This is a genomic window from Stutzerimonas tianxiuensis (assembly GCF_053470365.1).
This window is the reverse complement of record NZ_JBPVWS010000002.1, coordinates 512,446-535,059: the sequence shown is the minus strand read 5'-3', so window position 1 is coordinate 535,059 and position 22,614 is coordinate 512,446. Positions and strand designations below refer to the sequence as shown.

The 22,614-nt window shown below is 60.6% G+C and carries 20 protein-coding genes; 13 read left to right on the top strand and 7 right to left on the bottom strand.

Translation table 11 applies throughout. The annotated features are described in order from the left end of the window. Nucleotides 1–174: 174 nt before the first annotated feature. Together ACSSNI_RS05140 and ACSSNI_RS05135 are read right to left on the bottom strand one after the other, a co-directional pair. The gene (locus ACSSNI_RS05140; protein WP_102838220.1) at nt 175–390 is read right to left on the bottom strand and encodes a hypothetical protein; all 216 of its coding nucleotides are present in this window, start codon (nt 388–390) and stop codon (nt 175–177) included. Between the two features lie 295 nt (nt 391–685). Next, on the bottom strand, nt 686–1,453 hold the full coding sequence (locus tag ACSSNI_RS05135) for a TerC family protein (RefSeq protein ID WP_200639547.1): 768 nt from the start codon (nt 1,451–1,453) through the stop codon (nt 686–688). Between the two features lie 626 nt (nt 1,454–2,079). On the opposite strand from ACSSNI_RS05135, the gene ACSSNI_RS05130 reads away from it, so the two are divergent. The 3 genes from ACSSNI_RS05130 (at nt 2,080) to ACSSNI_RS05120 (ending at nt 5,340) form a co-directional block, all read left to right on the top strand. Continuing rightward, the gene (locus tag ACSSNI_RS05130) at nt 2,080–3,717 is read left to right on the top strand and encodes an AMP-binding protein (RefSeq protein ID WP_448258979.1); all 1,638 of its coding nucleotides are present in this window, start codon (nt 2,080–2,082) and stop codon (nt 3,715–3,717) included. Nucleotides 3,718–3,916: 199 nt separating this feature from the next. Further along, nucleotides 3,917–4,705 (top strand): alpha/beta fold hydrolase, encoded by a 789-nt coding sequence (locus tag ACSSNI_RS05125; RefSeq protein WP_234484564.1) that lies wholly within the window; start codon nt 3,917–3,919, stop codon nt 4,703–4,705. 218 nt (nt 4,706–4,923) lie between these two features. Further along, the gene (locus ACSSNI_RS05120) at nt 4,924–5,340 is read left to right on the top strand and encodes a GFA family protein (protein WP_200639545.1); all 417 of its coding nucleotides are present in this window, start codon (nt 4,924–4,926) and stop codon (nt 5,338–5,340) included. Between the two features lie 182 nt (nt 5,341–5,522). On the opposite strand, the gene hppD is transcribed toward ACSSNI_RS05120, so the two are convergent. Beyond that, nucleotides 5,523–6,602, bottom strand: a complete 1,080-nt coding sequence (hppD, locus tag ACSSNI_RS05115) for a 4-hydroxyphenylpyruvate dioxygenase (protein WP_148926030.1) — start codon at nt 6,600–6,602, stop codon at nt 5,523–5,525. A gap of 136 nt (nt 6,603–6,738) precedes the next feature. Continuing rightward, nucleotides 6,739–6,930 (bottom strand): hypothetical protein, encoded by a 192-nt coding sequence (locus tag ACSSNI_RS05110; protein WP_148926031.1) that lies wholly within the window; start codon nt 6,928–6,930, stop codon nt 6,739–6,741. Nucleotides 6,931–7,246: 316 nt separating this feature from the next. On the opposite strand from ACSSNI_RS05110, the gene ACSSNI_RS05105 reads away from it, so the two are divergent. Together ACSSNI_RS05105 and ACSSNI_RS05100 are read left to right on the top strand one after the other, a co-directional pair. Continuing rightward, complete coding sequence (locus ACSSNI_RS05105; RefSeq protein WP_148926032.1) at nt 7,247–7,618, top strand: YgaP-like transmembrane domain; 372 nt, start codon at nt 7,247–7,249, stop codon at nt 7,616–7,618. Nucleotides 7,619–7,847: 229 nt separating this feature from the next. Continuing rightward, a complete protein-coding gene (locus ACSSNI_RS05100) occupies nt 7,848–8,057 on the top strand; it encodes a hypothetical protein (RefSeq protein ID WP_200639544.1) in 210 nt (69 codons plus the stop codon). Between the two features lie 200 nt (nt 8,058–8,257). Here the strand turns inward: ACSSNI_RS05100 and ACSSNI_RS05095 are convergent, their stop codons facing one another. After that, nucleotides 8,258–9,421 (bottom strand): SAF domain-containing protein, encoded by a 1,164-nt coding sequence (locus tag ACSSNI_RS05095; protein ID WP_200639783.1) that lies wholly within the window; start codon nt 9,419–9,421, stop codon nt 8,258–8,260. Between the two features lie 119 nt (nt 9,422–9,540). Next, a complete protein-coding gene (gene rfbD / locus ACSSNI_RS05090; RefSeq protein WP_200639543.1) occupies nt 9,541–11,598 on the bottom strand; it encodes a dTDP-4-dehydrorhamnose reductase in 2,058 nt (685 codons plus the stop codon). 369 nt (nt 11,599–11,967) lie between these two features. Between rfbD and ACSSNI_RS05085 the strand changes: the two genes are divergently transcribed. From ACSSNI_RS05085 to ACSSNI_RS05070, 4 genes are all read left to right on the top strand, one after another. Continuing rightward, complete coding sequence (locus tag ACSSNI_RS05085; RefSeq protein WP_102838207.1) at nt 11,968–12,321, top strand: hypothetical protein; 354 nt, start codon at nt 11,968–11,970, stop codon at nt 12,319–12,321. A gap of 88 nt (nt 12,322–12,409) precedes the next feature. Beyond that, nucleotides 12,410–12,730: a hypothetical protein gene (locus ACSSNI_RS05080; RefSeq protein WP_178114578.1), complete on the top strand. Its 321-nt coding sequence runs from the start codon at nt 12,410–12,412 to the stop codon at nt 12,728–12,730. A 341-nt stretch (nt 12,731–13,071) separates the two neighbouring features. Then, nucleotides 13,072–13,404: a penta-EF hand family protein gene (locus tag ACSSNI_RS05075; RefSeq protein WP_200639542.1), complete on the top strand. Its 333-nt coding sequence runs from the start codon at nt 13,072–13,074 to the stop codon at nt 13,402–13,404. 169 nt (nt 13,405–13,573) lie between these two features. Beyond that, on the top strand, nt 13,574–14,608 hold the full coding sequence (locus ACSSNI_RS05070) for an NADP-dependent oxidoreductase (RefSeq protein ID WP_200639541.1): 1,035 nt from the start codon (nt 13,574–13,576) through the stop codon (nt 14,606–14,608). 270 nt (nt 14,609–14,878) lie between these two features. Here ACSSNI_RS05070 and ACSSNI_RS05065 read toward each other — a convergent pair whose 3' ends face one another. Next, nucleotides 14,879–16,225 (bottom strand): esterase-like activity of phytase family protein, encoded by a 1,347-nt coding sequence (locus tag ACSSNI_RS05065; RefSeq protein ID WP_200639540.1) that lies wholly within the window; start codon nt 16,223–16,225, stop codon nt 14,879–14,881. Between the two features lie 776 nt (nt 16,226–17,001). Here ACSSNI_RS05065 and nirB point away from each other — a divergent pair. From nirB to ACSSNI_RS05045, 4 genes are all read left to right on the top strand, one after another. Beyond that, the gene (nirB, locus tag ACSSNI_RS05060; protein WP_200639539.1) at nt 17,002–19,575 is read left to right on the top strand and encodes a nitrite reductase large subunit NirB; all 2,574 of its coding nucleotides are present in this window, start codon (nt 17,002–17,004) and stop codon (nt 19,573–19,575) included. Further along, a complete protein-coding gene (gene nirD, locus ACSSNI_RS05055) occupies nt 19,575–19,952 on the top strand; it encodes a nitrite reductase small subunit NirD (protein WP_102836396.1) in 378 nt (125 codons plus the stop codon). The genes nirB and nirD overlap by 1 nt, the downstream gene beginning before the upstream one ends. Before the next feature lie 78 nt (nt 19,953–20,030). Then, entirely contained in the window at nt 20,031–20,846 is an 816-nt protein-coding gene (locus tag ACSSNI_RS05050) for a formate/nitrite transporter family protein (RefSeq protein WP_064482442.1), read from the top strand. A gap of 40 nt (nt 20,847–20,886) precedes the next feature. Continuing rightward, nucleotides 20,887–22,608 (top strand): bifunctional protein-serine/threonine kinase/phosphatase, encoded by a 1,722-nt coding sequence (locus ACSSNI_RS05045; RefSeq protein WP_200639538.1) that lies wholly within the window; start codon nt 20,887–20,889, stop codon nt 22,606–22,608. Nucleotides 22,609–22,614: the final 6 nt, after the last annotated feature.

The following is a 22,614-nucleotide window of genomic DNA, read 5'->3' as shown; positions in this document are numbered from 1 at the left end:
AAAGCGGCTCATACAGTCAGGTTCCAGGAGCGATGCGCAATTCTACCGGCGAGGGGAAAAGTCCGACAGGCTGCTAGATAAGAAAAACCTATGGGCTACCGACCCCGAGGCTTCGCCACCCTTCAGGGGAGCAAGGATGCTCCGTCCGTACAGTCGCTATGAAGGTTAACGAACTCAAGGCAGCGGATTGCCCAGCCCTGGCTCGTTCGGGTCGGTAGCTGGCGGGCGCTTCGTCGGGCCTGAGGGTTGGCTGCCGTTGCCACGGTCAGAACCAGGCTGCACATCAGGATTGTCGGTAATGAAATCAGGCTCAGGCGAATGGCTGGGGTTCTGGTCCTGCCCTGGCACCGGCTGCTGGTCGTGGGGTCTGTCGAGCGGATCAATACTCATGGAGCACCTCGCATTGAACGTCGATGGTTCCAACGTTCGATGCACGCTGCGGAGATTGGTGCGGGCCGCATGTCGACAAGTAACGCATTCCTGCATCACTTGCCCCCTGAGTGGCCTGGCAATGGTCACGGGCCAATCAGCATTGTTACCGGCAATCACAACAAGACAAACTCAGGAGTTAGTCATTGCGATCGTGCACGCCGAGCGGCAGGCCCGATGAGGACACCTCCCCCGCATCTCCGTTCTGATCGGGCGAAGCGGCCATCCCCCGTTAAGACGGCCGCTGTCGTTCGCTTTAACGGGCCTCTGTCGAGCCGAGCTGCTTTCGCTTAGCACGTCGAGAAAGCATGTTCAGCATCTCGATCCCCGCCGAGAATGCCATGGCTGCGTAGACGTAGCCCTTGGGCACATGAGCGCCGAAACCTTCCGCGATCAGCGTCATGCCGATCATCAACAGAAAGCCCAGGGCCAGCATGACCACTGTCGGGTTTTCGTTAATGAACTTGGCTAGCGGGTTGGCTGCCACGAGCATTACGGTCACTGCGACGACCACGGCAATAACCATGATCGAGACATGCTCCGTCATCCCCACGGCGGTGATGATGCTGTCGATCGAGAACACCAGATCCAGCAGCAGGATCTGCGCAATCGCAGTACCGAAGCCCATCGCAACCGCGTTTCCGAGCGGCTTGCCCTCGAACATGTCCCCTCCGGGCGTTGGGTCCATGCTGTGGTGAATCTCCTTCGTTGCCTTCCACAGCAGAAACAGACCACCGGCGATCAGGATCATGTCCTTCCAGGAGAACGCATTGCCGAACAACTCGATCACCGGCTCGGTGAGTTGGACGATCCAGGCCACGGTTCCCAGCAGACCCAAACGCATGATCAGTGCGAGACCAATCCCAATCCGCCTCGCTCGTTCGCGCTGATGCTCTGGGAGCTTGTTCGTCAGGATCGATATGAAGATCAGATTATCGATGCCGAGTACCACTTCCATGGTGATCAGCGTGGCCACAGCCACCCATGTGGTGGGTTCGGAAAACAGCTGGATGAGGGATTCCATCAGGTATCTCAGGTTGTTGGCAGTCAGGACCCGTGAAGCTCAAAACGGGCGGCAGATCATATCCACATCGATCGCCGCAATAACCACCACGGCTGGTCTGATTTGTATCAAGTCATTCGCAAAAGCGCTCGACCTGCATGTAATCGGCGCTGGCACCCTGGCGATCTGCATACCGCTCGCGTGGAAACAGCGAGAAGCAGCATGCAGACCTCACATTGGTGCGGCAATTCTCAACCGGGATTCCGTGCTGCCCTGCCATGACGGATGCCTTTTATCGATTTTCCTGACCGAGACCAACTACATCCCGACAAGGTCGTTGGCCCTGCCAAACTGGCTGGGCATGTAACAGCTCCCCAAGAATAATCAGCCCAGCCGTCGCCGGTCATTTTCTGCGCCAGGCAAGAATCGCCAGCTCAGTGGCAGCGGCATCAGGTGTTGCCGCCCATACTACGGCTTATGGTGTCTGCATTGCTGTCTACGGACGGATGGCGTCTAACAGCGCCCCTACTGGCTCTTGGCATTTGTCCAAACCGCTCAGCCACCTTGGTGGCTTTTGCCATTGTTGCGGACACCTTGCAGCGCCAATATCCGGACAACCCAATAACAACAAGATCCAGGAGCCAGCCATGCGCGACCATGCCACTGCGGCCAGTGAATTCGACTACGAGCAAACGGTCTCGGCCATTCTTAGCGGCGATCTCACCTCGATGAATGCCTGTGTCGAGTGCTGTGACCGCCACGCCGATTCAGACAAGGTCGCCCTCATTTGGGAAGGTCGAGAGGGTCAACGCGCTACATGGACCTTCGCCCAGCTCAAGGAAGCCTCGGCGCGCTTCGCCAACCTGCTGGACAGTTATGGCATCAAGCCGGGCGATACTGTTGCCGGTCTGCTGCCGCGCACGCCCGAGTTATTGATCACCATCCTCGGCACCTGGCGCGCGGGAGCTATCTATCAGCCATTGTTCACCGCCTTCGGCCCCAAAGCGGTCGAGCATCGGATCAAGGAATCCGGCGCGAAGATGGTCGTCACCGATGCTGTCAACAGCGAGAAGCTGGACGCCATCGAAGCCGCGCCGCGTCGTCTGGTAGTCGGCGACGGAGCTGGCGACTTCTGGTCACAGGTCAATCTACAACCGAGCAAATTCGAGCCGGTGCTGCTGGACGGCGAGGCGCCCTTTCTCGCCATGTTCACCTCTGGTACTACCGGGCCGGCAAAGCAGCTGCATGTGCCGCTCAAGGCCATCGTGGCGTTCGTCACCTATATGCGTGATGCGGTCGATCTCCGGCCCGAAGACAATTTCTGGAACATTGCCGATCCGGGCTGGGCGTACGGTCTGTACTACGCCGTTACCGGACCGCTCGCGATGGGCCATTCGACGTTGTTTTATGAGGGCGGATTTACTGTCGACAGCACCTGTCGCATTGTCAATGAATACAAGATCACCAACATGGCCGGCTCACCTACCGCGTTCCGCCTGCTGCTGGCCGCGCGGCATGAGGTCGAAGGCAAGATCAAGGGGCAGCTGCGCGCCGTGAGCAGCGCGGGCGAACCACTCACTCCCGAGGTCATCCGCTGGTTCAGCAGCGGCCTTGGCTGCACGATTCATGATCATTACGGGCAGACCGAACTGGGTATGGTTCTGTGCAACCACCATGCGCTGAGCCATACCGTGCGCATCGGCACGGCGGGCTATGCGATGCCCGGGCACCGCGTCGTGGTCATCGACGATCAACAACGCGAGCTGGAGCCTGGCAAACCCGGCATGCTCGCACTGGACCGCAATCAGTCACCGTTGCTCTGGTTCAACGGTTATGCGGGCGGCCGAACCAAGGCCTTCGTTGGGCACTACTACCTGAGCGGCGACACCGTCGAACTCAACGCCGACGGCAGCATCAGTTTCGTCGGCCGCGCCGATGACGTCATCACCACGTCGGGCTACCGAGTCGGCCCCTTTGACGTGGAGAGCGCCCTGGTGGAACACCCTGCAGTTATCGAAGCGGCGGTAATCGGCAAGCCCGATCCGGAGCGAACCGAACTGGTGAAAGCCTTTGTCGTGCTGCATGCAAGCCATCAGGCCGGCGATGCGCTGGCCGATGAGTTGCAGCAGCACGTGCGTCAGCGTCTGTCCGCCCATGCCTACCCGCGCGAAATCGAGTTCGTCAGCGAACTGCCGAAAACCCCGAGCGGGAAAATCCAGCGGTTCCTGCTGCGCGACCGAGAAGTGGCGGCACAGCAGCCAGCGGCAGCGACCGCGGCGAACTGAAGCCAGCGCCGACGCACACGTCAGAGCATGGCCGCGACAGGCGGCCGCTGATCACTACTTCCGGCGCCGCCTGGGCCTTAAAGCTCGCAACGGCACGCGGTTTACTCAGCGACGAGGCGGCCTGCCTGAGGCCGCCATGCATAACGCTGACGCCCGGCGCAGATCGATGCCAACCAGAACCGGCGGCACAAGGATTCTCATGATCGTTTCGACGGAAGACCGCGTCCTATCCACGGCACGCGGCGACGTGTTCACCAGTCGCTGGCGCGTCCGTGATTCACGCAAATCGCCCATCGTCCTGATGCACGATTCCATTGGTTGCGTAGAACTGTGGCGCGACCTTCCCGAGCGCCTGGCTGAGGCTACCGGTCACGACGTCATTGCCTATGACCGGCTTGGCTACGGTCGCTCCGCAGCGCATCCGGGTGACTGGTCCAACAGCTTCATACGTGACGAAGCTGAGCAATTCTTCCCGCCGGTGCGGCACGCCCTGGACATCGAGCACTTCATTGCACTCGGCCACAGCGTTGGCGGCATCATGGCCGCCAGCCTTGCCGCCCATCACCCTAACAACTGTCGTGCGCTGATCACCATCGCCGCCCTCGCGTTCGTCGAAGACCGAACCCTGCAGGGCATTCGTGACACCCAGGCAGCATTCGCCGAACCCGGCCAGCTGGAACGGCTACGCAAATACCACGGGGATAAGGCTGAATGGATTCTGTGGGCCTGGATCAACACCTGGCTGTCAAAAAGCTACGCCACCTGGACGATAGAAGAAAGCGCTCCCTGCTTCGCCTGCCCACTGCTGGCGATTCATGGCCGGGAAGACGAATACGGTTCGCTGGACCATCTTCATCGTGTCGCCGCGCTGGGAACCGGCAGCGTTCAGAAGCTACCGCTCGACGGGTGTCAGCACGTTCCCCATCGTGAGCAACCTGAAACGGTGATCGAGGCAATCGCCCAGTTTCTCCGCACCTCGGTCGGATGACCGTTACGGCGAGCACTCGGCCGTGAAGCGTTAACAAGCGGCTGACGTTTGTCGTGAACGATCTAGTGCGACTTTCAGTGTTCGGTTGCCTGCGGGCGTCGCAGAGGAACTGATGCGCAGTCGCGGTCGACAATTGATCGGCCGCTCGGACGCTTCTCGACATCGGCTATGACTGTTCATACAGTCCCAATTTGCCCGCCTGCCAGAGGTAGCACAGCATGGAGCGATTCACTGGTGGTTGCCTTTGCGGCAACCTGCGCCTCGTGGCGACGGGTCTCCCGAGCCGGGTTGGCCTGTGTCATTGTCTCGACTGTCGCAAGCATCACGGCGCCCTCTTCTATGCCGCCGCAGTGTTTCCGCAGCATTCGGTGAGGATCAGTGGCGAAGCGCAAAGCTATGCCGGTCGATTCTTCTGCCCCCGCTGCGGCTCGTCCGTTTTCGCGCGCACTGCGAACGAAATCGAAGTGCATCTGGGCTCTCTTGATACCCCCAACCAACTGGCGCCCATCTACGAGTGCTGGACGGTTCGTCGCGAGGACTGGTTGCCGCTGTTCCCGCACACCCAACGCTACGAAAGGGATCGTGACACTAACGCTGACGACCACGGCACCGCTCCAGCTGCCGACCCGACATAACCGTCGCCTGACTCGATTTTGCCGACCTGAGGGCTTGCCCGGATAGAGCGTGCGGATGATGTGGCAGTCAACTCGACCAAAGCGGCACCAACATCAGCTGGTGCCCTTAGGGTGCTCTCGAACGGCCGTCAAGCAAACCGATTGATCGGTTCGGCAACCGGAGCCGGTTGCCGTTTCGGCAGTTACTCGGTGGTGCTCAGCACTCCGCGTTGGATCTGGTCACGCTCGATGGATTCGAACAGCGCCTTGAAGTTGCCTTCGCCGAAGCCACTGTCACCCTTGCGCTGGATGAACTCGAAGAATACCGGGCCCAGCACCGTGCCTGAGAAGATCTGCAGCAGCAGACGCTGCTCGCCGTTCTCCTCTGCGCCATCGAGCAGGATGCCCCGTGACTTGAGCTCTTCCACGGGCTCACCGTGGTTGGGCAGCCGCTCTTCAAGCATCTGGTAATAGGTTTCCGGCGGTGCCGTCATGAAGACTGTGCCGCCGGCCTTCAGCTTGTCCCAGGTCTCGATCAGGTTGTCGGTCAGGAAGGCGACGTGCTGAATGCCCTCGCCGTTGAACTGCATGAGGAATTCCTCGATCTGCCCGGCGCCCTTCGACGACTCCTCGTTGAGCGGGATGCGGATCATGCCGTCCGGCGCAGTCATGGCCTTCGACGTCAGGCCGGTGTATTCACCTTTGATGTCGAAGTAGCGGATTTCACGAAAGTTGAACAGCTTCTCGTAGAAGTCCGCCCAATAGGCCATGCGCCCGCGGTAAACATTGTGGGTCAGGTGATCGATGAGCTTCAGGCCCGCTCCGACTGGATGACGCTCGACGCCTTCGAGGAATACGAAATCGATGTCGTAAATCGAGCTGCCCTCACCGAAGCGGTCGATCAGATACAGCGGCGCGCCGCCGATGCCCTTGATCGCCGGCAGACGCAGTTCCATCGGGCCAGTCGGCAGCTCGATGGCCTGCGCGCCCAGTTCGAGGGCACGGGAATAGGCCTTCTGTGCGTCCTTTACGCGGAATGCCATGCCGCACACGGACGGTCCGTGCTCAGCTGCAAAATAGGCCGGAAGACCCGTTGCCTCGCGATTGACGATGGCGTTGATTTCGCCCTGACGGTACAGCGCCACATCCTTCGAACGATGGTTGGCGACATGGGCAAAGCCCATGCTTTCCAACACGGGCTCGATGACGTTCGGGGTGGGCGAGGCAAATTCGATGAACTCGAAGCCCATGAGGCCCATTGGGTTTTCAAACAGGTCGGCCATGATTGGCTCCTTGGAATAACGGTGCGTTTGGTGGTTGACGTCATGCGGAGGTCAACCCGGTGGCGCACAGGAAATCCCACGGACACTGCGACCCAGATGGTCGCCCAGCGTCAATCGAAAGCCCAATATCTTCATTTCAACAGCTCATCCAGGCGTCAAGCCTAACTACCACCATGCCCTGCGCGCTGCGCATTGGCTGGGTTGGCCGACGCGTATCGCCAGCCGCCAATCGGCCAACCGAAGCGATCAGGCTCACCGAGCGGGTGGACGCCTGAGCGGTGTGGGGACGAGCGGACTCGATGAAGCGGAAGAAAACTGATGAATCCATATTCGTTGCCATGGCTGCATACAAGGTGCGCCGCATCTGCGCAGCGCTCTATTATTTTTTTGCGTAATTCAATTACGTTTAGCGAAATCTGCGGGACCCCTGCCCAACTGTCAAGTCTTGTGTCGCACCACTCATCTCCCGCCTCGAACGATTTCCCCTCTGTTGCTGCCGAACCTAAGACCAACGAAACGAGCCATAGCGGCATCACACAGGCTCGTCAGGCTGGAGCAGCGTCTTTTGGGGCAGCGTCGCCGCCACTGGACCCGTTTCCGCCCTCGACGGGCACCACGCTCAACGGCTGATCACTATTAAAGGAATGACTATGAATCTATTCGACAAGAACGCACCGCAAAACGTGCATGGCTGGGAACGCAGTGCCTCGGTGGCAGGCGGCCTGGTGATGCTGGGCCGAGGTTTGCGGCGCGGCGGTTTGACCGGCCTGCTGCAGCTCGCAATGGGCGGCATGGCTCTGGCTCGAGGTATCAGCGGCCGCTGCGAGGCAAAACGTATTCTCACCGCAACCGAGCAGCCGCCACATCAGGTCTCTCCTGACAAGCAGCGCTACAGTCACATGCCATTGGACTCGGAAGTGCACAGCCCCGATTTCGCCGAGCCAGGTGTGACCCTTCCAGACACCACGCCGATGGGCCACGAAACGCATCCGGGCGAACGCCGTGGCACTTCGTGAAGAGTGCGATTACCGAACTGCCACACGATGCAGCCATTGAGCGCTTTTCGCTGCGGCAGTCCGGCGCGAGCGCATATCGGCATTGAGTTCGTGACTGGTTAAAAAATCAGTACCAATCTGCCGTCTGGCGGTTAATTGCACGTCCGCCGAATGGCAATTGTCGGCGTTATGACGCCGTGCTATCTATGCGACGTATTTTTGTCACGCCCCGTGACATAAGGAGACGTCCATGGATTGCATCAAGGCAGATAACGAAAGCATGAATCACTGGGGAGTTGTTTACTCCTACGGCAGCGTGCTCACGGTTTTCGACAACGAGCAGGATGCTCGAACAGAGGCCATCGGCTTTGGGGGTGCCGTGGTGCGCTTGGCGTGCAACCTTTGGAACACCCTCAATATGACCGCTGAGGTGAGCCCGGGCTCAGATTCAGCCGTGTAAGCCAGCCGATCAAGCCAGCAGGGTGAAACCATCTTCGTCGCCGGCCGATTTATCATCGGCCAATGTTGCAGACGCTGCGGGTGGCAAAGGCAGGTTTGTAGCGCGAGATTCGTGGTGATAGGGGACGAGGCCGGTTCCGGTCCGCTGAAACTCCATGAAGCCGTACCCGTCAGCCCACACCTCTGCCTCGTCCCGGGCTCTCACGGCAGGGCCTGACACAACATCGCTGGCTCAGCCTTTGTTTGAACCTGCTGCAACATTTTCTGCTGCTGCTGGAAAATGATATCCAGCACTCGACTCGGCTGAACCTCGATGTCGTCGAAGGTGATCAACTGCCCCGGCTCAACCGGTCGTTTGAGAACCGTATTGCGCAACAGACCGATAGGTACGTGGTCTAGCTCGTCGGCAAGCTTCACCGCTTCGCCGCGAACGTCGAATCCGCCGATGCCTCGGACGATCATCTCTCCCGGCTTTATTGGACGTTTGGCTATTGCCGCGACACCCAGGGTGGGCGAGACAGAATTGTTCAGCAGCACGCCGCCGCCAGCCAATACCCGGCGAACGGTTTTGCCAACTTCCAGCGAGCACAGGTGAAACGGTCGTGTCAGCACGTAGTAAGGACCGGGACCCAGCTTGAAGTATTCGATTGCTGGCGCCTGCATCTCATCGTGCCTGCATACCAGGAACACGCCGCCGGCCGAGTAACCGTTGGGCAGAACATAATCGACGATCGGCTGGCCGACGCCCTCGGCAATCAGGCCAAGAACATTGCCACTGACATTGAGATCGGTGGATGCCAGTCCCTCCAGGCCACGTCGGGTAATGGTCGCGCCAAACCCGTTGCCGACCACGACCTGCTCGATCTGCACCTTGGTGCCGTCGGTGAAGGACGTGGTCTGCTCAATGCTGATGCCCTGCCGCTTGGACCAGTAAGCCATGTCCTCAGGACTGGGATTGTGGTTCAGGTAACCCTTCATGTTGCCGTACACCAGCGGCAGAAAGCCCATCTGCAGGGCCTCTTCGCGCAATGCGGCGAGCGAGCCTGGCTGATCCCCTTCGGCTTCGGTCAGAAACCCTTTGCCCGAGAGGTAGGACCCTGTGGTGACCTGAAGCTCGGCATTGATAGTGACGACTGGTACCCCGGCCTCGAAGGCACGCTCGATCACTTCAGTACCGAAAAACACATCGCCCGTGCACTCAACGATCACATCCGAGTTCGCAATCAAATCGTCAATGGAGTTCGTCAGCACCTCGGCCAGCGGGAAGCTGCTCAATGTTCCGACGTTTCTGCGGGTCAAGACCCGGCTTATTCGCAGATCGCTGTAGTGCTGCATGATCAGACGAACGAAACAGTGCGAGATCATCCCTGTACCCGAAACACCTACTCTTTTAATCGCTGCGTCTGTCATGGCGACATCCCTTCGAAAAAGTCCTGCCCCTCGGACCGTAATATTTAGAAAAAGTTTTCTTTTGTGATGCGAGTCTAGTCGCCGGTGGCCGAGCGTCTGGACGAGGACAGCTGTGCAGGTCGTTCCTTGATGCAGAACGGATAAGCTTTGAACGGAACCCGGCTTGGCGAAGGCCCGAATGGCACGACCGGCATATCGCTGATTCGACGAATCACATGCCGCAATTCATCTCGCCAGTGCTTGGGTCGAATGCCGAAGGTCTCCTCGATGAGCGCACAATCGAGCACCGACCATGCAGGTCGCATCGCTGCCCGTGGCAGGCTCGAACTAGGTACCGGCAGCACACGCGGCGCGGTGTCGATCAACCCGGCCGATTCCGCTTCCTTGAAGATCTGAGTGGCGAATTCGGCCCAACTGCACGGTGAAGCGCCGCTGTAGTGATACAGCCCCCATTCCAGATCACCGTCGCGGCAATAACGCAGCGCCAATTCAATCAGGACGCGTGCAACGCTACGGGCACGGGTCGGGCAACCGACCTGATCACTGACGACCGACACTTCCTCGGTCTTGTTGCTCAGGTTGAGCATCGTCTTCACGAAATTGTTTCCGCGCTCCCCATAAATCCAGCTGGTTCGCAGAATGAGGAAGCGGTCCAACGTCTGACTGATCGCCATCTCGCCCGCACGACGCGTGGAGCCGTAGACGCTGTTGGGTGTCGGCTGGTCAGTTTCACGGTAGGGTTTATCAGCTTCGCCGGAGAAGACGTATTCGCTCGACAGGTGGAACAAGGGAATATTGAACTGCCGGGCAGCGGCGGCCAGGTTAGCTACACCGTCGCGATTGACTGCTTGCGCCTGCGCCACCTCTGCCTCGGCATGGTCCAGGTTGGTGTATGCAGCGGCATTGATGATCAACGCCGGCTCATGGCGCTCAATGGCCTCACGCACCTGCTCCGCGCTGGTAATGTCCAACGCTTGGCGAGACAAGCCGATGGCTTCCAAACCAAAGCTCGCAGCCTGATTGATGAGGCAGTAACCCACCTGCCCTTCTGCGCCGCAGACCAGAATCCGCAGATTGGACTGCCTGTCATGATGAGCCGGCTTATCGGTGCAGGGAGCGGCAGCGGCATCCGGCGGCCGTTGCTCAGCTAGCTCAGTTGCCTCAGTCGGCACGTCTGTCCGCTTTGGGAGCAGCTCACGCACGGTCACCCCCAGCGCCTCAACCGGCGCATCGGCCGATTCAGGGGAAGGCGAGAAGCTGACACTTTCCACCAGCCCGGAAAGAATGATGCGTGACTTGGCGAACTGTCCTCGCAGCAGCATTGCCGCAACCAGGCTCAGCCGCGAGGAGAGCAGACCCAAAACGCGTCGTTTGCGGAAATATTGGCGTGCGACAAAGATCTCGTTTCGAACCAGGTGCCGGTGCAGCGCAATCCGGCTCGGGTCAGGCTCGCGCAGGATGTCGATCGCGCCACTGACGCGTCGCAGGTGCAGTACCTTGCTGGCGACCACAAGGTAGCCAGGCGTGTTCTGGCTGATACGCAGAGTAAACTCGGTGTCGTCCCCCCACATGAACATGGGGGCCAAAGGCACCCCATGCTGAGCCAGTGTTTCTCGCGGTACCAGGATCGATACGTAGGTGGCTGGTCGCACTGGCACTACACCGAGGTGCAGCAACGCGGGCCAATTTTCGTAATCAATGGCGTTGGTACGCTCATCGATTCGCGGCACGTTGGTGAGCAAACCCGCCTCGGTAAACGCCCTCGACAGCAAGAAGGAGCGTGGCTGTTTGTGCTCGGCGAGCCGCTGATCCGCCTCGAGCAGTTGTTCCAGCGCATCCGGCTCTGGAATCACGTCATCGTCCATCATCCAGACGAAGTCAGCTCCTTGCTGATACGCGATGCGAAACCCGGCACTGAAACCACCTGATGCACCGGTGTTCCGGGACAGTACATAGACCTTGAGATTGGCGATGTCTGACTCGAGCAGCATCTCCTCGGTCCCATCGTTGCTGGCATTGTCGACCACGATGATGGCGTCGCAGGGGCGGCTCTGGGCACCGATCCCATCCAGACAACGCTTAAGCAAATCCTTGCGTTTATAAGACAGTACGACAGCGTAAATCTTATCCATTGGTGCGCTCAGCAACTTGAGTAGGAGGTAACAACCTGGCAGGGGTGAGCTGCGGTGCGTAGCAGCCTTGAGCCACGACGCTCAGCTCTGACCCAGGAAGACGAACGGGGTTCAGTGAATTGCAACAAGATATGGCCAGCTGTACGACAACCCATACGGCGCACGTTGAAGACTGTGGAAGACGCGCTTATGTACCGGCATTGCTGGCGCTCGGCACGGCGCGCGGTTGCTCAGCCAGATCATCGGCGGGTCAATCGAAGCGGCCCGTGACGGGCTGATTTGACGATCTGTCCGACAGGTCGATTGGCGGCCCGAACTCGCCGCGCCTACCCGGTTCAGATGAATAAGTCACTAAAACGGAGAAGCAGAATGAAGAGACCTCTATCAGCGCTGATCAGCTTGGCGTTTGCTCTGCCTGCGCTCGCTCAGGAGCCTCTAGTCGTTACCCGTTTGAACGGCATGAACCTCGAAGTCGAGGAGCTTGGAGTGCCGCAGGCATCCTCGGATGACGTTGATTTGCGCGGTGTTCCAGCGATCAAGGTGACCAACCACAGTCGGGAAGTCGCGTCGTGCCAGTTCCACGCTCTGCCCGAAGAAACCGTGATGACGGCGTCGCCGGCGATGTCGATCAGCCCAAACGAACAGGCCGTGGCGAGGGTGCCCGGCAAATATTCCAGTGGTGGCCCCATCGCGTTGCTGGTGTGCCAGCCCGAGGGCGCCTAGGTGCGTTGAGCGCGCACCAGCACAGACCGCCTGCCGGAACGGGCGCCACAACCGCCAACCTTCCGAAGATGCAGATCAGGAGACCGCTATGAACAGATCCCATTTGATGTCACTGGCGTTGACCGCATTACTGGCAAGCGCCGCCCAGCCAGCCCTGGCGCAGTGGCCAGCCGGCACGCCGAAGGACGATACCGGTTCACGTCCGAGCCCAATGGGCACGCCCGCGCCGATGGAGAAGCTCGAAACTCACCGCAACGAGCAGGGACAGATCGTGACCGAGGATGGCCGTGTCGTTAAGGGTCTGCCGGAGAATGACAGCGTGCCCAACCGCAACATGCATCGCACCGAGCAGGAAACCGTGACAGAGGACCCGGCGCACTACTCCGCCACACCGGGAGAAATCGAATAGCGTCCTAGGTCTGGACACGCTGTTCGTTGCGGCCGACCGATCTCGCCAATACCGCGGCATCACGCCGGGTGGTCCAACCACCCGGCCCAACCCGAAAAAGCGCCCCGCGCTGCAATCACATGATCGTTTAGCTAGTTGTCCGCTGAGCGTCCGGGCATTACCACCCCTTCTCTTTCTGGCGCGGCGGGCAGCGACAGCGCTGGACGCTCCCCCTCACACCGGCATAGCCGTGTGTCGGTAGCCGGCGCTTTTCCAGAACTCTGCATGCTCACTGGTTACGAAATTAATGTCAGCGCCATCCTCTGGTGATGACTACCCAGAATTTGCAGAGGAGAAGCAGCATGAACACCAAATGGCAGAAAACGATCGGCGGTCTCGCTATAGCGGCGGCCCTTGCGGGCGGCTCGGCCATGACCTACGCCGCAGAGATGGACTACAACACCTGGGATGCCGACAAATCAGGCTCTGTGGACTACAACGAATGGGGCACCCGCTTCGATAACGATGGCATGTTTTCACGCTGGGACTCGGACAGAGATGGAGTCCTGACCAATGAGGAGTACGGTCAAGGCGTCTACAACACCTACGACCGCGACAAGAGCGGCGACTGGAACGAAGACGAGTACAACCGGTTCCGCGATGATTCTGACAACGAAGGCTGGCTCGACCTCTGACATCGTTGTTCAAGCCTCCATCGTGGTGTAGCCGCTCTCTCTCGGGGCGGCTGCACCAAACCTCCATCCCACCTCTCGCGAGAGAGCGGGCGGCTCGGCTAACGATTGAACGTCCAGCGCGCAACAGGCTCCCACGTTGATCTGCTGATCGACTCAAGGGAGAACCTCGATGACTCAACAATCGCAACACAACCGCAGCATTCGCCTCGCTTCGCGCCCGCACGGTGCGCCCACGTCGGACAATTTCCGTATGGAATCCGGCACGGTACCGAGCCCTGACAATGGGCAGCTGTTGCTGCGTACGGTCTATCTCTCGCTCGATCCCTATATGCGCGGCCGCATGAGTGCAGGGCCATCCTATGCGCCCCCTATGGAAGTGGGCGATGTGATGGTTGGCGGCACGGTTTGCCGGGTCGTCGAGTCACGTCATCCCGACTACCAGGAAGGTGACTGGGTACTCAGTGGCAATGGCTGGCAGGACTATGCGTTGTCCGATGGACAAGGGCTGATCAAGCTCGCCCCTGATATGGCGCATCCTTCCCACGCCCTTGGTGTACTGGGCATGCCGGGCTTCACCGCTTACATGGGCCTGCTCGACATCGGCCAGCCCAAGGCTGGGGAAACCCTGGTGGTCGCAGCAGCCACCGGGCCCGTTGGGGCAACGGTCGGGCAGATCGGCAAGCTGAAAGGCTGCCGCGTGGTCGGTATCGCTGGCGGCGCTGAAAAATGCCGGCATGCGGTCGAAACGCTTGGCTTCGATGCCTGTATCGATCACCGGGCCAGCGACTTCCCACAACAACTGGCCCAACACTGCCCGGACGGTATTGACGTCTATTTCGAGAACGTCGGCGGCAAGGTATTCGATGCAGTGCTGCCGCTGCTCAATACCAGCGCACGGGTGCCGGTCTGCGGAGTAGTCGCGCAGTACAACAGCACCGATCTGCCGGATGGGCCGGATCGCTTGCCATTGTTGCTCGACACCCTTCTGAAGAAGCGCATGCGCATGCAGGGCTTCATCATCTTCAACGACTACGGCCACCGCTACGACGAGTTCGCCCGTGAAATGGGCGCCTGGTATGCGGAAGGCAAGATCAAATACCGCGAGCAGATCGTCCAGGGGCTGGAAAATGCGCCCGAGGCATTTATCGGCCTCCTCGAAGGCAAGAATTTCGGAAAGCTGGTGGTGCAGGTCGGCGACGCGTGATCCCGTTCGGCATTTGCACACCTACAGCGGCACGTTGCCCCGTAGGCTGAAGGGACGCGTCGCCTTGCTCACCCAGCGGCAGAAATGCATACGCCAGGCGCTTGCCTGGCGTATGCACCGCCTCGTTTTCGAGCACACTCGCTCCTGCACGGAATACTTGCTCGCGGGTACCTGCTGTATGAGCGAGCTTGCTGGCGAAGCTTTTGATGCTTGATATGTAAGCTGTAGCGCCCCGCACTTGGTGTCCGCCACTTTGCTCACAAGCGAGGCTCAGCCCTGCCCCAGCCCGGCCGACATTTCACAGCGCCGCGCGTCTCTGGCCTGCTGCAAATGGGGCGGACGGACGCCGGGAATAGGGTTGGCCAGGCGAATCTTCAGGAATTCGGTGACATCCGCATTGAGCCCACGCCCGCCTCCGTACGGGAAGTTGTTGTCATTGGTCACCAGCAAGGTGCGCGAATCCAGCGGCAACACGCTTTCAATGGTCACGTAGGGAAAGCTGAACGAGCGTTGGCCATCGCCGTTCAGGTCGTCAGGGTCAGCCAGCTGCATCAGGTCGACCAGCTCGGTTTTGTGCACTGTCCCGCCACTGGCGACGCCGCGCGTATCGATCAGGTAGATCTTCTTGAACGGCGTGCCGCCGGTGGCCGTCGCGCCGTTGCGCTCGATGACCAGAAAGCGCGTCTCGTCGATGGCCGTCATGTCGCCGATGGCGTGTTCGGGCGCTTGCAGATGATAGAAGAACCGGTTGCCGGTGTAACGCTCCTGGTCGATATCGAACTCGTTGATACGCAGTGTTCCGGTCGGATCGCCGTCAACGGTCTTCTCCAGCAACGCGTACAAACGGTCACCGCGCGGGTTGATCGCCATGCCTTCGAAACCGCCCGACCCGGCCAGGTTGGCAGCCGCACGCCTCGCCACCACGTCCTTGTGCTGCGGTGCGTAAACGCCGGGCAATGAAATGGCGCTGCGCATGACGGTACCGGACGCATCGGTCTTGATCAGGTAGGGGCCGAACTCATCGCCAAACCACATCGCGCAATGCTTGTCGCGGCGAACTGACTCGACGTCAAGGTCCGCGCCCGTCAGCAGGCGACCGAAGTCGATTGCACTGACTACGCGTGGCTTGGAGCCGTCGTTGTAATAGAAACGATAGTCGGCCTGGATCGGCAGCTCGAGCTTCTGGTTAACGTCATTGAGCGTCAGCCGAGACGGATGAGAGAAACGCGCCAGTGGCGCACCACTCAGGTAGTCGCTTGCGCTGACCTTGCCACTGCCGCCGCTGACCGTGCGGAAATCAGGCCGCACGCTATACAGGCGCAGCAAGGTGTCGGCAGAGTTCGTTTGCCCACCGAAGCCGTTGTCGGTCATGAAGATGAAGCTGTTTTCATCTGCTCCCGGCAGCACGGCGGAGAAACCCTGGACCGGCTGGCGGTCTTTATACGGCGGCGCGAAGGTCCCGTAGGGATTGGCGCTAGCCATCTGACCCGACGTCGGGCCATCGGACAAGGTATCGGCAGGCATCATGGCCCAACCCACCAGGGTATTGCTGGCGGCCATGGCGGGGGCGGAAATCGCAGCGACAAGCGCCACGACCAGCGGCTTCGAGATACGCATGGGGCAGTGTCTCCATCCGGGTCGGAGCCGGCGCCGTGCGATATGCGCGGCACTCTGGCACCGGAGAATCACCTTAAAAAGTCACTGTGTCAGGAATATGGCTATAGCTGAAAAATAGCCAAACGGTCGGCGGCACCCAAAAAAACACGGATCATCAGCCACTCAACATCCGCTCAGCCCGTCCTGTCGGTGCCGCGCACTACGCAGTGACATGGGTGTGCTACTTAAGCCGCGCTCGCGCTTAAAGCGCGAGGCGTCAGCAATGCAAAGCCCACAGTGCAACTGTGATCGTCGTCGCCGGCGTCTGGAGCCGAGCGCTGATGAACCGAGGCATCAACGGCGCCTGACCTGGACCAAAGGTCCACCACCGGCTTGATAATGCCCTCAAATGGGGACCCTCAGGCGTTGCCGCACCATTGCAGCTCATGCAGACGCCCCATTTGGCTCTATGGCCCTGTGACAGCGGCGCTAATCACACGTCTCAACGCCCCACTTACTTAAGGGTTCTGCCCCACCCAACGGTGATCGGGCTGGAATGGCACGCAACCTGCTATGGCCTATGCAACGCCTGCCGATTGATTCGGCAGTGCATCCCGGGGTCAGCGTAGACCCTCAGCCGTAAGCGGCACGGGACGGGTGCAGCGGGCAACGTCGCTCGAACATCACCCCACAACTCAAATTCCAGGCAAAGGCGCCTGGAGCTGCTCGACAGCTCCAGGCGCCTTTTTTGTTTTTGTACGACGACACCGCACGCGGTGTCGACGGAGGAACCGGTCATGAACGCAATCGTCACCCCGCTCAAAAGTGAAACGCTGGTCGTCATCGGCAACGGGATGGTGGGTCACCACTGCGTGGAGCAGCTGGTCGAGCGCGGCGCGCTGGGCCAGTACCAGATTCATGTGTATGGCGAAGAGCGCCAGCGCGCCTATGACCGCGTTCATCTCTCCGAGTACTTCGGGGGTCGCGATGCCGACTCCCTGGCCATGTGCGAAGCCGACTACTACGCCACTCACGGCGTGCACATCCACCTCGGCGTGCAGGTGCTGGAAATCGACCGCGAGCGCAAGGAAGTGGTCACCGCCGAAGGCCGCCAGGCTTACGACAAGCTGATTCTGGCCACCGGGTCCTACCCGTTCGTACCGCCGATTCCGGGTGCCGAAGGCAACTCACGCCTGGTCTACCGCACCCTCGATGATCTGGACGCCATCCGTGCTGCGGCCAGCAATGCCAAGCGCGGCGTCGTGGTCGGTGGCGGTCTGCTCGGTCTGGAAGCCGCTAACGCGCTCAAGTCGCTCGGCCTCGAAGCCCATGTCGTCGAGTTCGCGCCGCGCCTGATGCCCGTTCAGCTGGACGAGGAAGGCGGCGCCGCACTCAAGGCCCGCATCGAGGCGCTGGGCGTTGGCGTGCATCTGTCCCGCGCCACGCAGGAAATCGTCATCGGCGAAGAATACGCCTACCGGATGAACTTCCAGGACGGTGCTGATGGTAGAAGTGAGTATCTGGAAACGGACCTGATCGTCTTCTCAGCCGGTATCCGCCCGCAGGATGCCCTGGGCCGCAGCGCCGAGCTGGACATCGCGCCGCGCGGCGGTGTGGTGATCGACACCGACTACCGCACCAGCGATCCCTCGATCTTTGCCATCGGTGAGTGTGCGTCCTGGAACGGTATGGTCTTCGGCCTGGTCGCGCCCGGCTACACCATGGCACGTAACCTGGCAGCCCTGCTCTGCGGCGAACGGCACCAGCCGTTCAGCGGCGCTGACATGTCGACCAAGCTCAAGCTGCTCGGCGTCGATGTCGGTTCCATTGGCGACGCCCATGCCGCCACGCCTGGCGCCAAGAGCTACCGTTTTATCGATGAGGCCAATGCCAGTTACCGCCGTCTGGTGCTGTCGGAGGACGGCAAACGCGTCATCGGTGCCGTGCTGATCGGCGACAACAGCTACTACGACACCCTGCTGCAATACGCGCAGAACGGCATCAAGCTCCCGGCCGACCCGTCCAGCCTGATCCTGCCGCTGTCCGATGGCGCACCGACGCTGGGCGCGGACGCCCTTCCCGACATCGCGACGATCTGCTCCTGCCATAACGTCACCAAGGGCGCAGTGTGCTGTCAGGTCGACGCCGGCATCACCGACCTCGGCGAACTCAAGGCCGCAACCAAGGCCGGTACCGGCTGCGGCGGTTGCAGTGCCCTGCTCAAGCAGGTCTTCGAACATGAGCTGACCGCACGCGGCGTCGAAGTCGACAATAGCCTGTGCGAGCACTTCGCCCACACCCGCCAGGAGCTGTACGGGATCGTTCGCGTCGAAGGGATCATCAGCTTCGATGAACTGCTCGCCAAACACGGCCGCGGCCACACCGGCTGCGACATCTGCAAACCAGCCGTGGGTTCGATCCTCGCGTCCTGCTGGAACCAGCCGATTACCGACCCAGGGCTGATTCCGCTGCAGGACACCAACGACACCTTCATGGCGAACATGCAGAAGAACGGCACCTACTCGGTGGTGCCGCGCATTGCCGGCGGTGAAATCACCCCGGACAAGCTGATCGCGCTCGGTGCGGTGGCCAAGAAATACGATCTCTATACCAAGATCACCGGCGGCCAGCGCATCGACCTGTTTGGCGCCCAGCTGCACGAACTGCCGGACATCTGGGGCGAGCTGATCGAAGCAGGCTTCGAGACCGGTCACGCCTACGGCAAGTCGCTGCGCACGGTGAAGTCGTGCGTCGGCAGCACCTGGTGCCGCTACGGCGTGCAGGACAGCGTCGGCATGGCGCTGCGCCTGGAGGATCGTTACAAGGGCCTGCGCTCGCCACACAAGATCAAGTTTGGCGTCTCCGGTTGCACCCGCGAATGCGCCGAGGCGCAAAGCAAGGACATCGGCGTGATCGCTACCGAGAACGGCTGGAACCTGTATGTCGCAGGAAACGGCGGCATGCGTCCGCGCCACGCCGAGCTGTTCGCCACCGATCTGGATGACGAAACCCTGATCCGCTACATCGACCGCTTCCTGATGTTCTACATCCGTACCGCGGACAAGCTGCAGCGCACCTCGGTGTGGCGCGAATCGCTGGAAGGCGGCCTGGACTACCTCAAGGAGGTGGTCATCGACGACAGCCTGAACCTCGCCGCCGAGCTGGAAGCGCAGATGCAGCTGGTGGTCGACCGCTACGAATGCGAATGGGCCAACGCCATCAAGGACCCGGAAAAGCTCAAGCGCTTCCGCACCTTTATCAACGACAGGCGCGGCGACCCCGACGTCCACTTCGTCAGGGAACGCGGCCAGCGCCGTCCGGTACATGCACACGAACTTCACCTGATTCCCGTCACCGAGGAGGTGCTCTGATGAGCCAGCCCAACGCCGTACGTATTGATTCCGTTCAATCCGCCAGTTGGCGAGCCCTGTGCAGCCGCCGCGATCTGGTTGCCAATTCAGGCGTGGTCGCCTGGCTCGAGGGAGAACAGGTGGCGCTGTTCCACCTCCCCGACACCGAAACCGGCGAACAGGTCTTCGCCATCTCGAACAAGGACCCGAAATCGGGCGCCAATGTCATCGGTCGCGGCATCCTGGGGCAGCTGAAAGGCGACCTGGTGATTGCTTCGCCCCTGTACAAGCAGCACTTCCGCCTGGCCGATGGCAGCTGCCTGGAGTACCCGGAACAGCAATTGCAAGTATGGCCAGCGCGCCTCAACGGCGATGCAGTGGAGATTGCCGCGGTCTGACCGCGGCCCGGCACAACGAGTAGCGATACGCCAACAGCAGGATCACCTGCTTTGCCAACACAACCAGAGAATTGAAAAATGTCCTACATCGTCCCTTCGGAATTCGTCACCAAAATGGTCGACGCCGGTGAGTCCAAGGTCTTCATGTCCACTCGCGACACGCTGATCCGCGCCTTCATGGCCGGCGCCATCCTGGCTCTGGCTGCGGTATTCGCCGTGACCATTACCGTGCAGACCGGCTCGCCGCTGGTGGGCGCCATGCTGTTCCCGGTCGGTTTCGTCATGCTCTACCTGATGGGCTTTGATCTGCTCACCGGCGTCTTCGTCCTCGCCCCGCTGGCGTTGCTGGACAAGCGTCCGGGAGTGACCGTCAACGGCGTGCTGCGCAACTGGGGACTGGTATTTCTGGGTAACTTCGGCGGAGCGCTGACAGTCGCCTTCATGATGGCCTTTGTCTTCACCATGGGGTTCTCCACCGATCCGGGCCCGGTCGGCGAAAAGATCTCTCACGTGGGTGAGGCGCGTACGCTGGGTTACGCCGAGTTTGGTGCCGCTGGCTGGTTCACCATCTTTCTGCGCGGCATGCTGTGCAACTGGATGGTCTCGATGGGTGTGGTCGGCGCGATGATTTCCACCTCGGTCAGCGGCAAGGTCATCGCCATGTGGATGCCGATCATGCTGTTCTTCTTCATGGGCTTCGAGCATTCGGTGGTGAACATGTTCCTGTTCCCCTCGGCGATGATCATGGGCGGCAACTTCTCGATCATGGATTACATGGTGTGGAACGAAATCCCGACGGCCTTGGGCAACCTGGTCGGCGGTCTGGCCTTCACCGGCCTGACGCTTTACACCACTCACGTGCGGACTGCACCGAAGCGCGCCCTGGTTCGCTGATCGGTTGTGGACCCCGGGCAGCCGGGGTTCACTGCATCCCATGAGCAGTCAACTCAAGGTTTCGGTGGGCCAACACACCGACAAGGGCATCAAGGAAACCAATCAGGATTTCCACGGCGTCTACATTCCCAAAGAACCTCAACTGAGCAGCAAGGGCATCGCCATCGCCCTGGCCGATGGCATCAGCAGCAGCGCCGTCAGCCATATTGCCAGCGAGTCAGCGGTCAGTGGCTTTTTCGCTGACTACTACTGCACATCGGACGCCTGGTCAGTGAAAACCTCGGCGCAACGGGTGCTGATGGCGACCAATTCCTGGCTGCACGCCCAGGGCCAACAGAGCCCACATCGATTCGATCCGGATCGCGGCTACGTCTGCACCTTTAGCGCCATGGTCATCAAATCGACCACGGCGCATCTCTTTCATGCGGGCGATTCACGCATCTACCGCATTCAGGGCGCTACGCTCGAGCAGCTGACCAATGACCACCGCATGTGGGTCTCGGAAGACAAGAGCTATCTGAGCCGAGCGTTGGGCATTCACCCGCAACTGGATCTGGACTATCGCGCCGAACCGGTCGACGTGGGCGACACCTTTATCTTCGCTACCGACGGCGTGTACGAGTACGTCAGCGCGCCGTCGATGATCGGCGCCATCGCTCACTATGCGGATGATCTGGACGCAGCCGCACGGGCCATCGTCGCCCAGGCGCTGGAACAGGGCAGCGACGACAACCTGACGGTGCAAATCCTGCGCATCGAGGCGCTGCCGCTGCAGGCTGCCGACGAACTCCTGCAACAGCTGACCGAACTGCCCTTCCCGCCCATCCTTGAGGCGCGAGCGGCATTCGACGGCTACACCATCGTGCGAGAAGTCCACGCCAGCAGCCGCAGCCATGTCTACCTCGCCACCGATGATGACAGCCACGCAACGGTCATCATCAAAACGCCCTCGATGGATCTGCAACGGGATGTGCAGTACCTGGAACGTTTCCTCACGGAGGACTGGGTGGCACGACGCATCGATAGCGCACACGTCGCCAAGCCGTGCCTGCAGACGCGCAAACGCAGCTACCTCTACAGCGTGAGCGAATACATCGAAGGCCAGACGCTGGCGCAATGGATGATCGACAATCCGTGCCCCGACCTGGAAACGGTCCGCGGCATCGTCGAGCAGATTGCCAAGGGTGTTCGCGCCTTTCACCGGCTGGAAATGCTGCATCAGGATCTGCGCCCGGCCAACATCATGATCGACGCCACCGGCACGGTGAAAATCATCGACTTCGGCTCCACGCGGGTGGCCGGCATCATGGAAGTGGCGTCGCCCATCGAGCGCAACGAGCTGCTGGGCACAGCCCAGTACACTGCACCGGAGTACTTTCTCGGCGAGAGCGGTAGCACCCGATCCGACATGTTTTCGCTGGCGGTGATCACCTATCAGATGCTGACCGGCGCCCTGCCCTACGGCACTCAGGTCGCCAGCTGCCGCACCCGCGCCGCACAGAACAAACTCAGCTATCAACCGATCCGCGAGCACGACCGCGGCGTACCGGCCTGGATCGACGACGTGCTGCGCAAGGCGCTGCATCCGGACCCGTACAAGCGCTACGAGGAGCTGTCGGAGTTCGTTTTCGAGCTGCGCCAGCCAAATCAGGCTTTTCTGAACAAGGCGCGCCCGCCGCTTCTGGAGCGCAACCCGGTGCTGTTCTGGAAAGGTGTGTCGTTGCTGCTGATGATCGCCGTGATTGTTTTGCTGGCTCGCTAAGCGAAG

Excerpts from the sequence above, each read along its gene's own strand:
- ACSSNI_RS05140 (WP_102838220.1), bottom strand. The coding sequence starts at position 390 with ATGAGTATTGATCCGCTCGACAGACCCCACGACCAGCAGCCGGTGCCA.
- ACSSNI_RS05135 (WP_200639547.1), bottom strand. The coding sequence starts at position 1,453 with ATGGAATCCCTCATCCAGCTGTTTTCCGAACCCACCACATGGGTGGCT.
- ACSSNI_RS05130 (WP_448258979.1), top strand. The coding sequence starts at position 2,080 with ATGCGCGACCATGCCACTGCGGCCAGTGAATTCGACTACGAGCAAACG.
- ACSSNI_RS05125 (WP_234484564.1), top strand. The coding sequence starts at position 3,917 with ATGATCGTTTCGACGGAAGACCGCGTCCTATCCACGGCACGCGGCGAC.
- ACSSNI_RS05120 (WP_200639545.1), top strand. The coding sequence starts at position 4,924 with ATGGAGCGATTCACTGGTGGTTGCCTTTGCGGCAACCTGCGCCTCGTG.
- hppD (WP_148926030.1), bottom strand. The coding sequence starts at position 6,602 with ATGGCCGACCTGTTTGAAAACCCAATGGGCCTCATGGGCTTCGAGTTC.
- ACSSNI_RS05110 (WP_148926031.1), bottom strand. The coding sequence starts at position 6,930 with ATGGATTCATCAGTTTTCTTCCGCTTCATCGAGTCCGCTCGTCCCCAC.
- ACSSNI_RS05105 (WP_148926032.1), top strand. The coding sequence starts at position 7,247 with ATGACTATGAATCTATTCGACAAGAACGCACCGCAAAACGTGCATGGC.
- ACSSNI_RS05100 (WP_200639544.1), top strand. The coding sequence starts at position 7,848 with ATGGATTGCATCAAGGCAGATAACGAAAGCATGAATCACTGGGGAGTT.
- ACSSNI_RS05095 (WP_200639783.1), bottom strand. The coding sequence starts at position 9,421 with ATGATCTCGCACTGTTTCGTTCGTCTGATCATGCAGCACTACAGCGAT.
- rfbD (WP_200639543.1), bottom strand. The coding sequence starts at position 11,598 with ATGGATAAGATTTACGCTGTCGTACTGTCTTATAAACGCAAGGATTTG.
- ACSSNI_RS05085 (WP_102838207.1), top strand. The coding sequence starts at position 11,968 with ATGAAGAGACCTCTATCAGCGCTGATCAGCTTGGCGTTTGCTCTGCCT.
- ACSSNI_RS05080 (WP_178114578.1), top strand. The coding sequence starts at position 12,410 with ATGAACAGATCCCATTTGATGTCACTGGCGTTGACCGCATTACTGGCA.
- ACSSNI_RS05075 (WP_200639542.1), top strand. The coding sequence starts at position 13,072 with ATGAACACCAAATGGCAGAAAACGATCGGCGGTCTCGCTATAGCGGCG.
- ACSSNI_RS05070 (WP_200639541.1), top strand. The coding sequence starts at position 13,574 with ATGACTCAACAATCGCAACACAACCGCAGCATTCGCCTCGCTTCGCGC.
- ACSSNI_RS05065 (WP_200639540.1), bottom strand. The coding sequence starts at position 16,225 with ATGCGTATCTCGAAGCCGCTGGTCGTGGCGCTTGTCGCTGCGATTTCC.
- nirB (WP_200639539.1), top strand. The coding sequence starts at position 17,002 with ATGAACGCAATCGTCACCCCGCTCAAAAGTGAAACGCTGGTCGTCATC.
- nirD (WP_102836396.1), top strand. The coding sequence starts at position 19,575 with ATGAGCCAGCCCAACGCCGTACGTATTGATTCCGTTCAATCCGCCAGT.
- ACSSNI_RS05050 (WP_064482442.1), top strand. The coding sequence starts at position 20,031 with ATGTCCTACATCGTCCCTTCGGAATTCGTCACCAAAATGGTCGACGCC.
- ACSSNI_RS05045 (WP_200639538.1), top strand. The coding sequence starts at position 20,887 with ATGAGCAGTCAACTCAAGGTTTCGGTGGGCCAACACACCGACAAGGGC.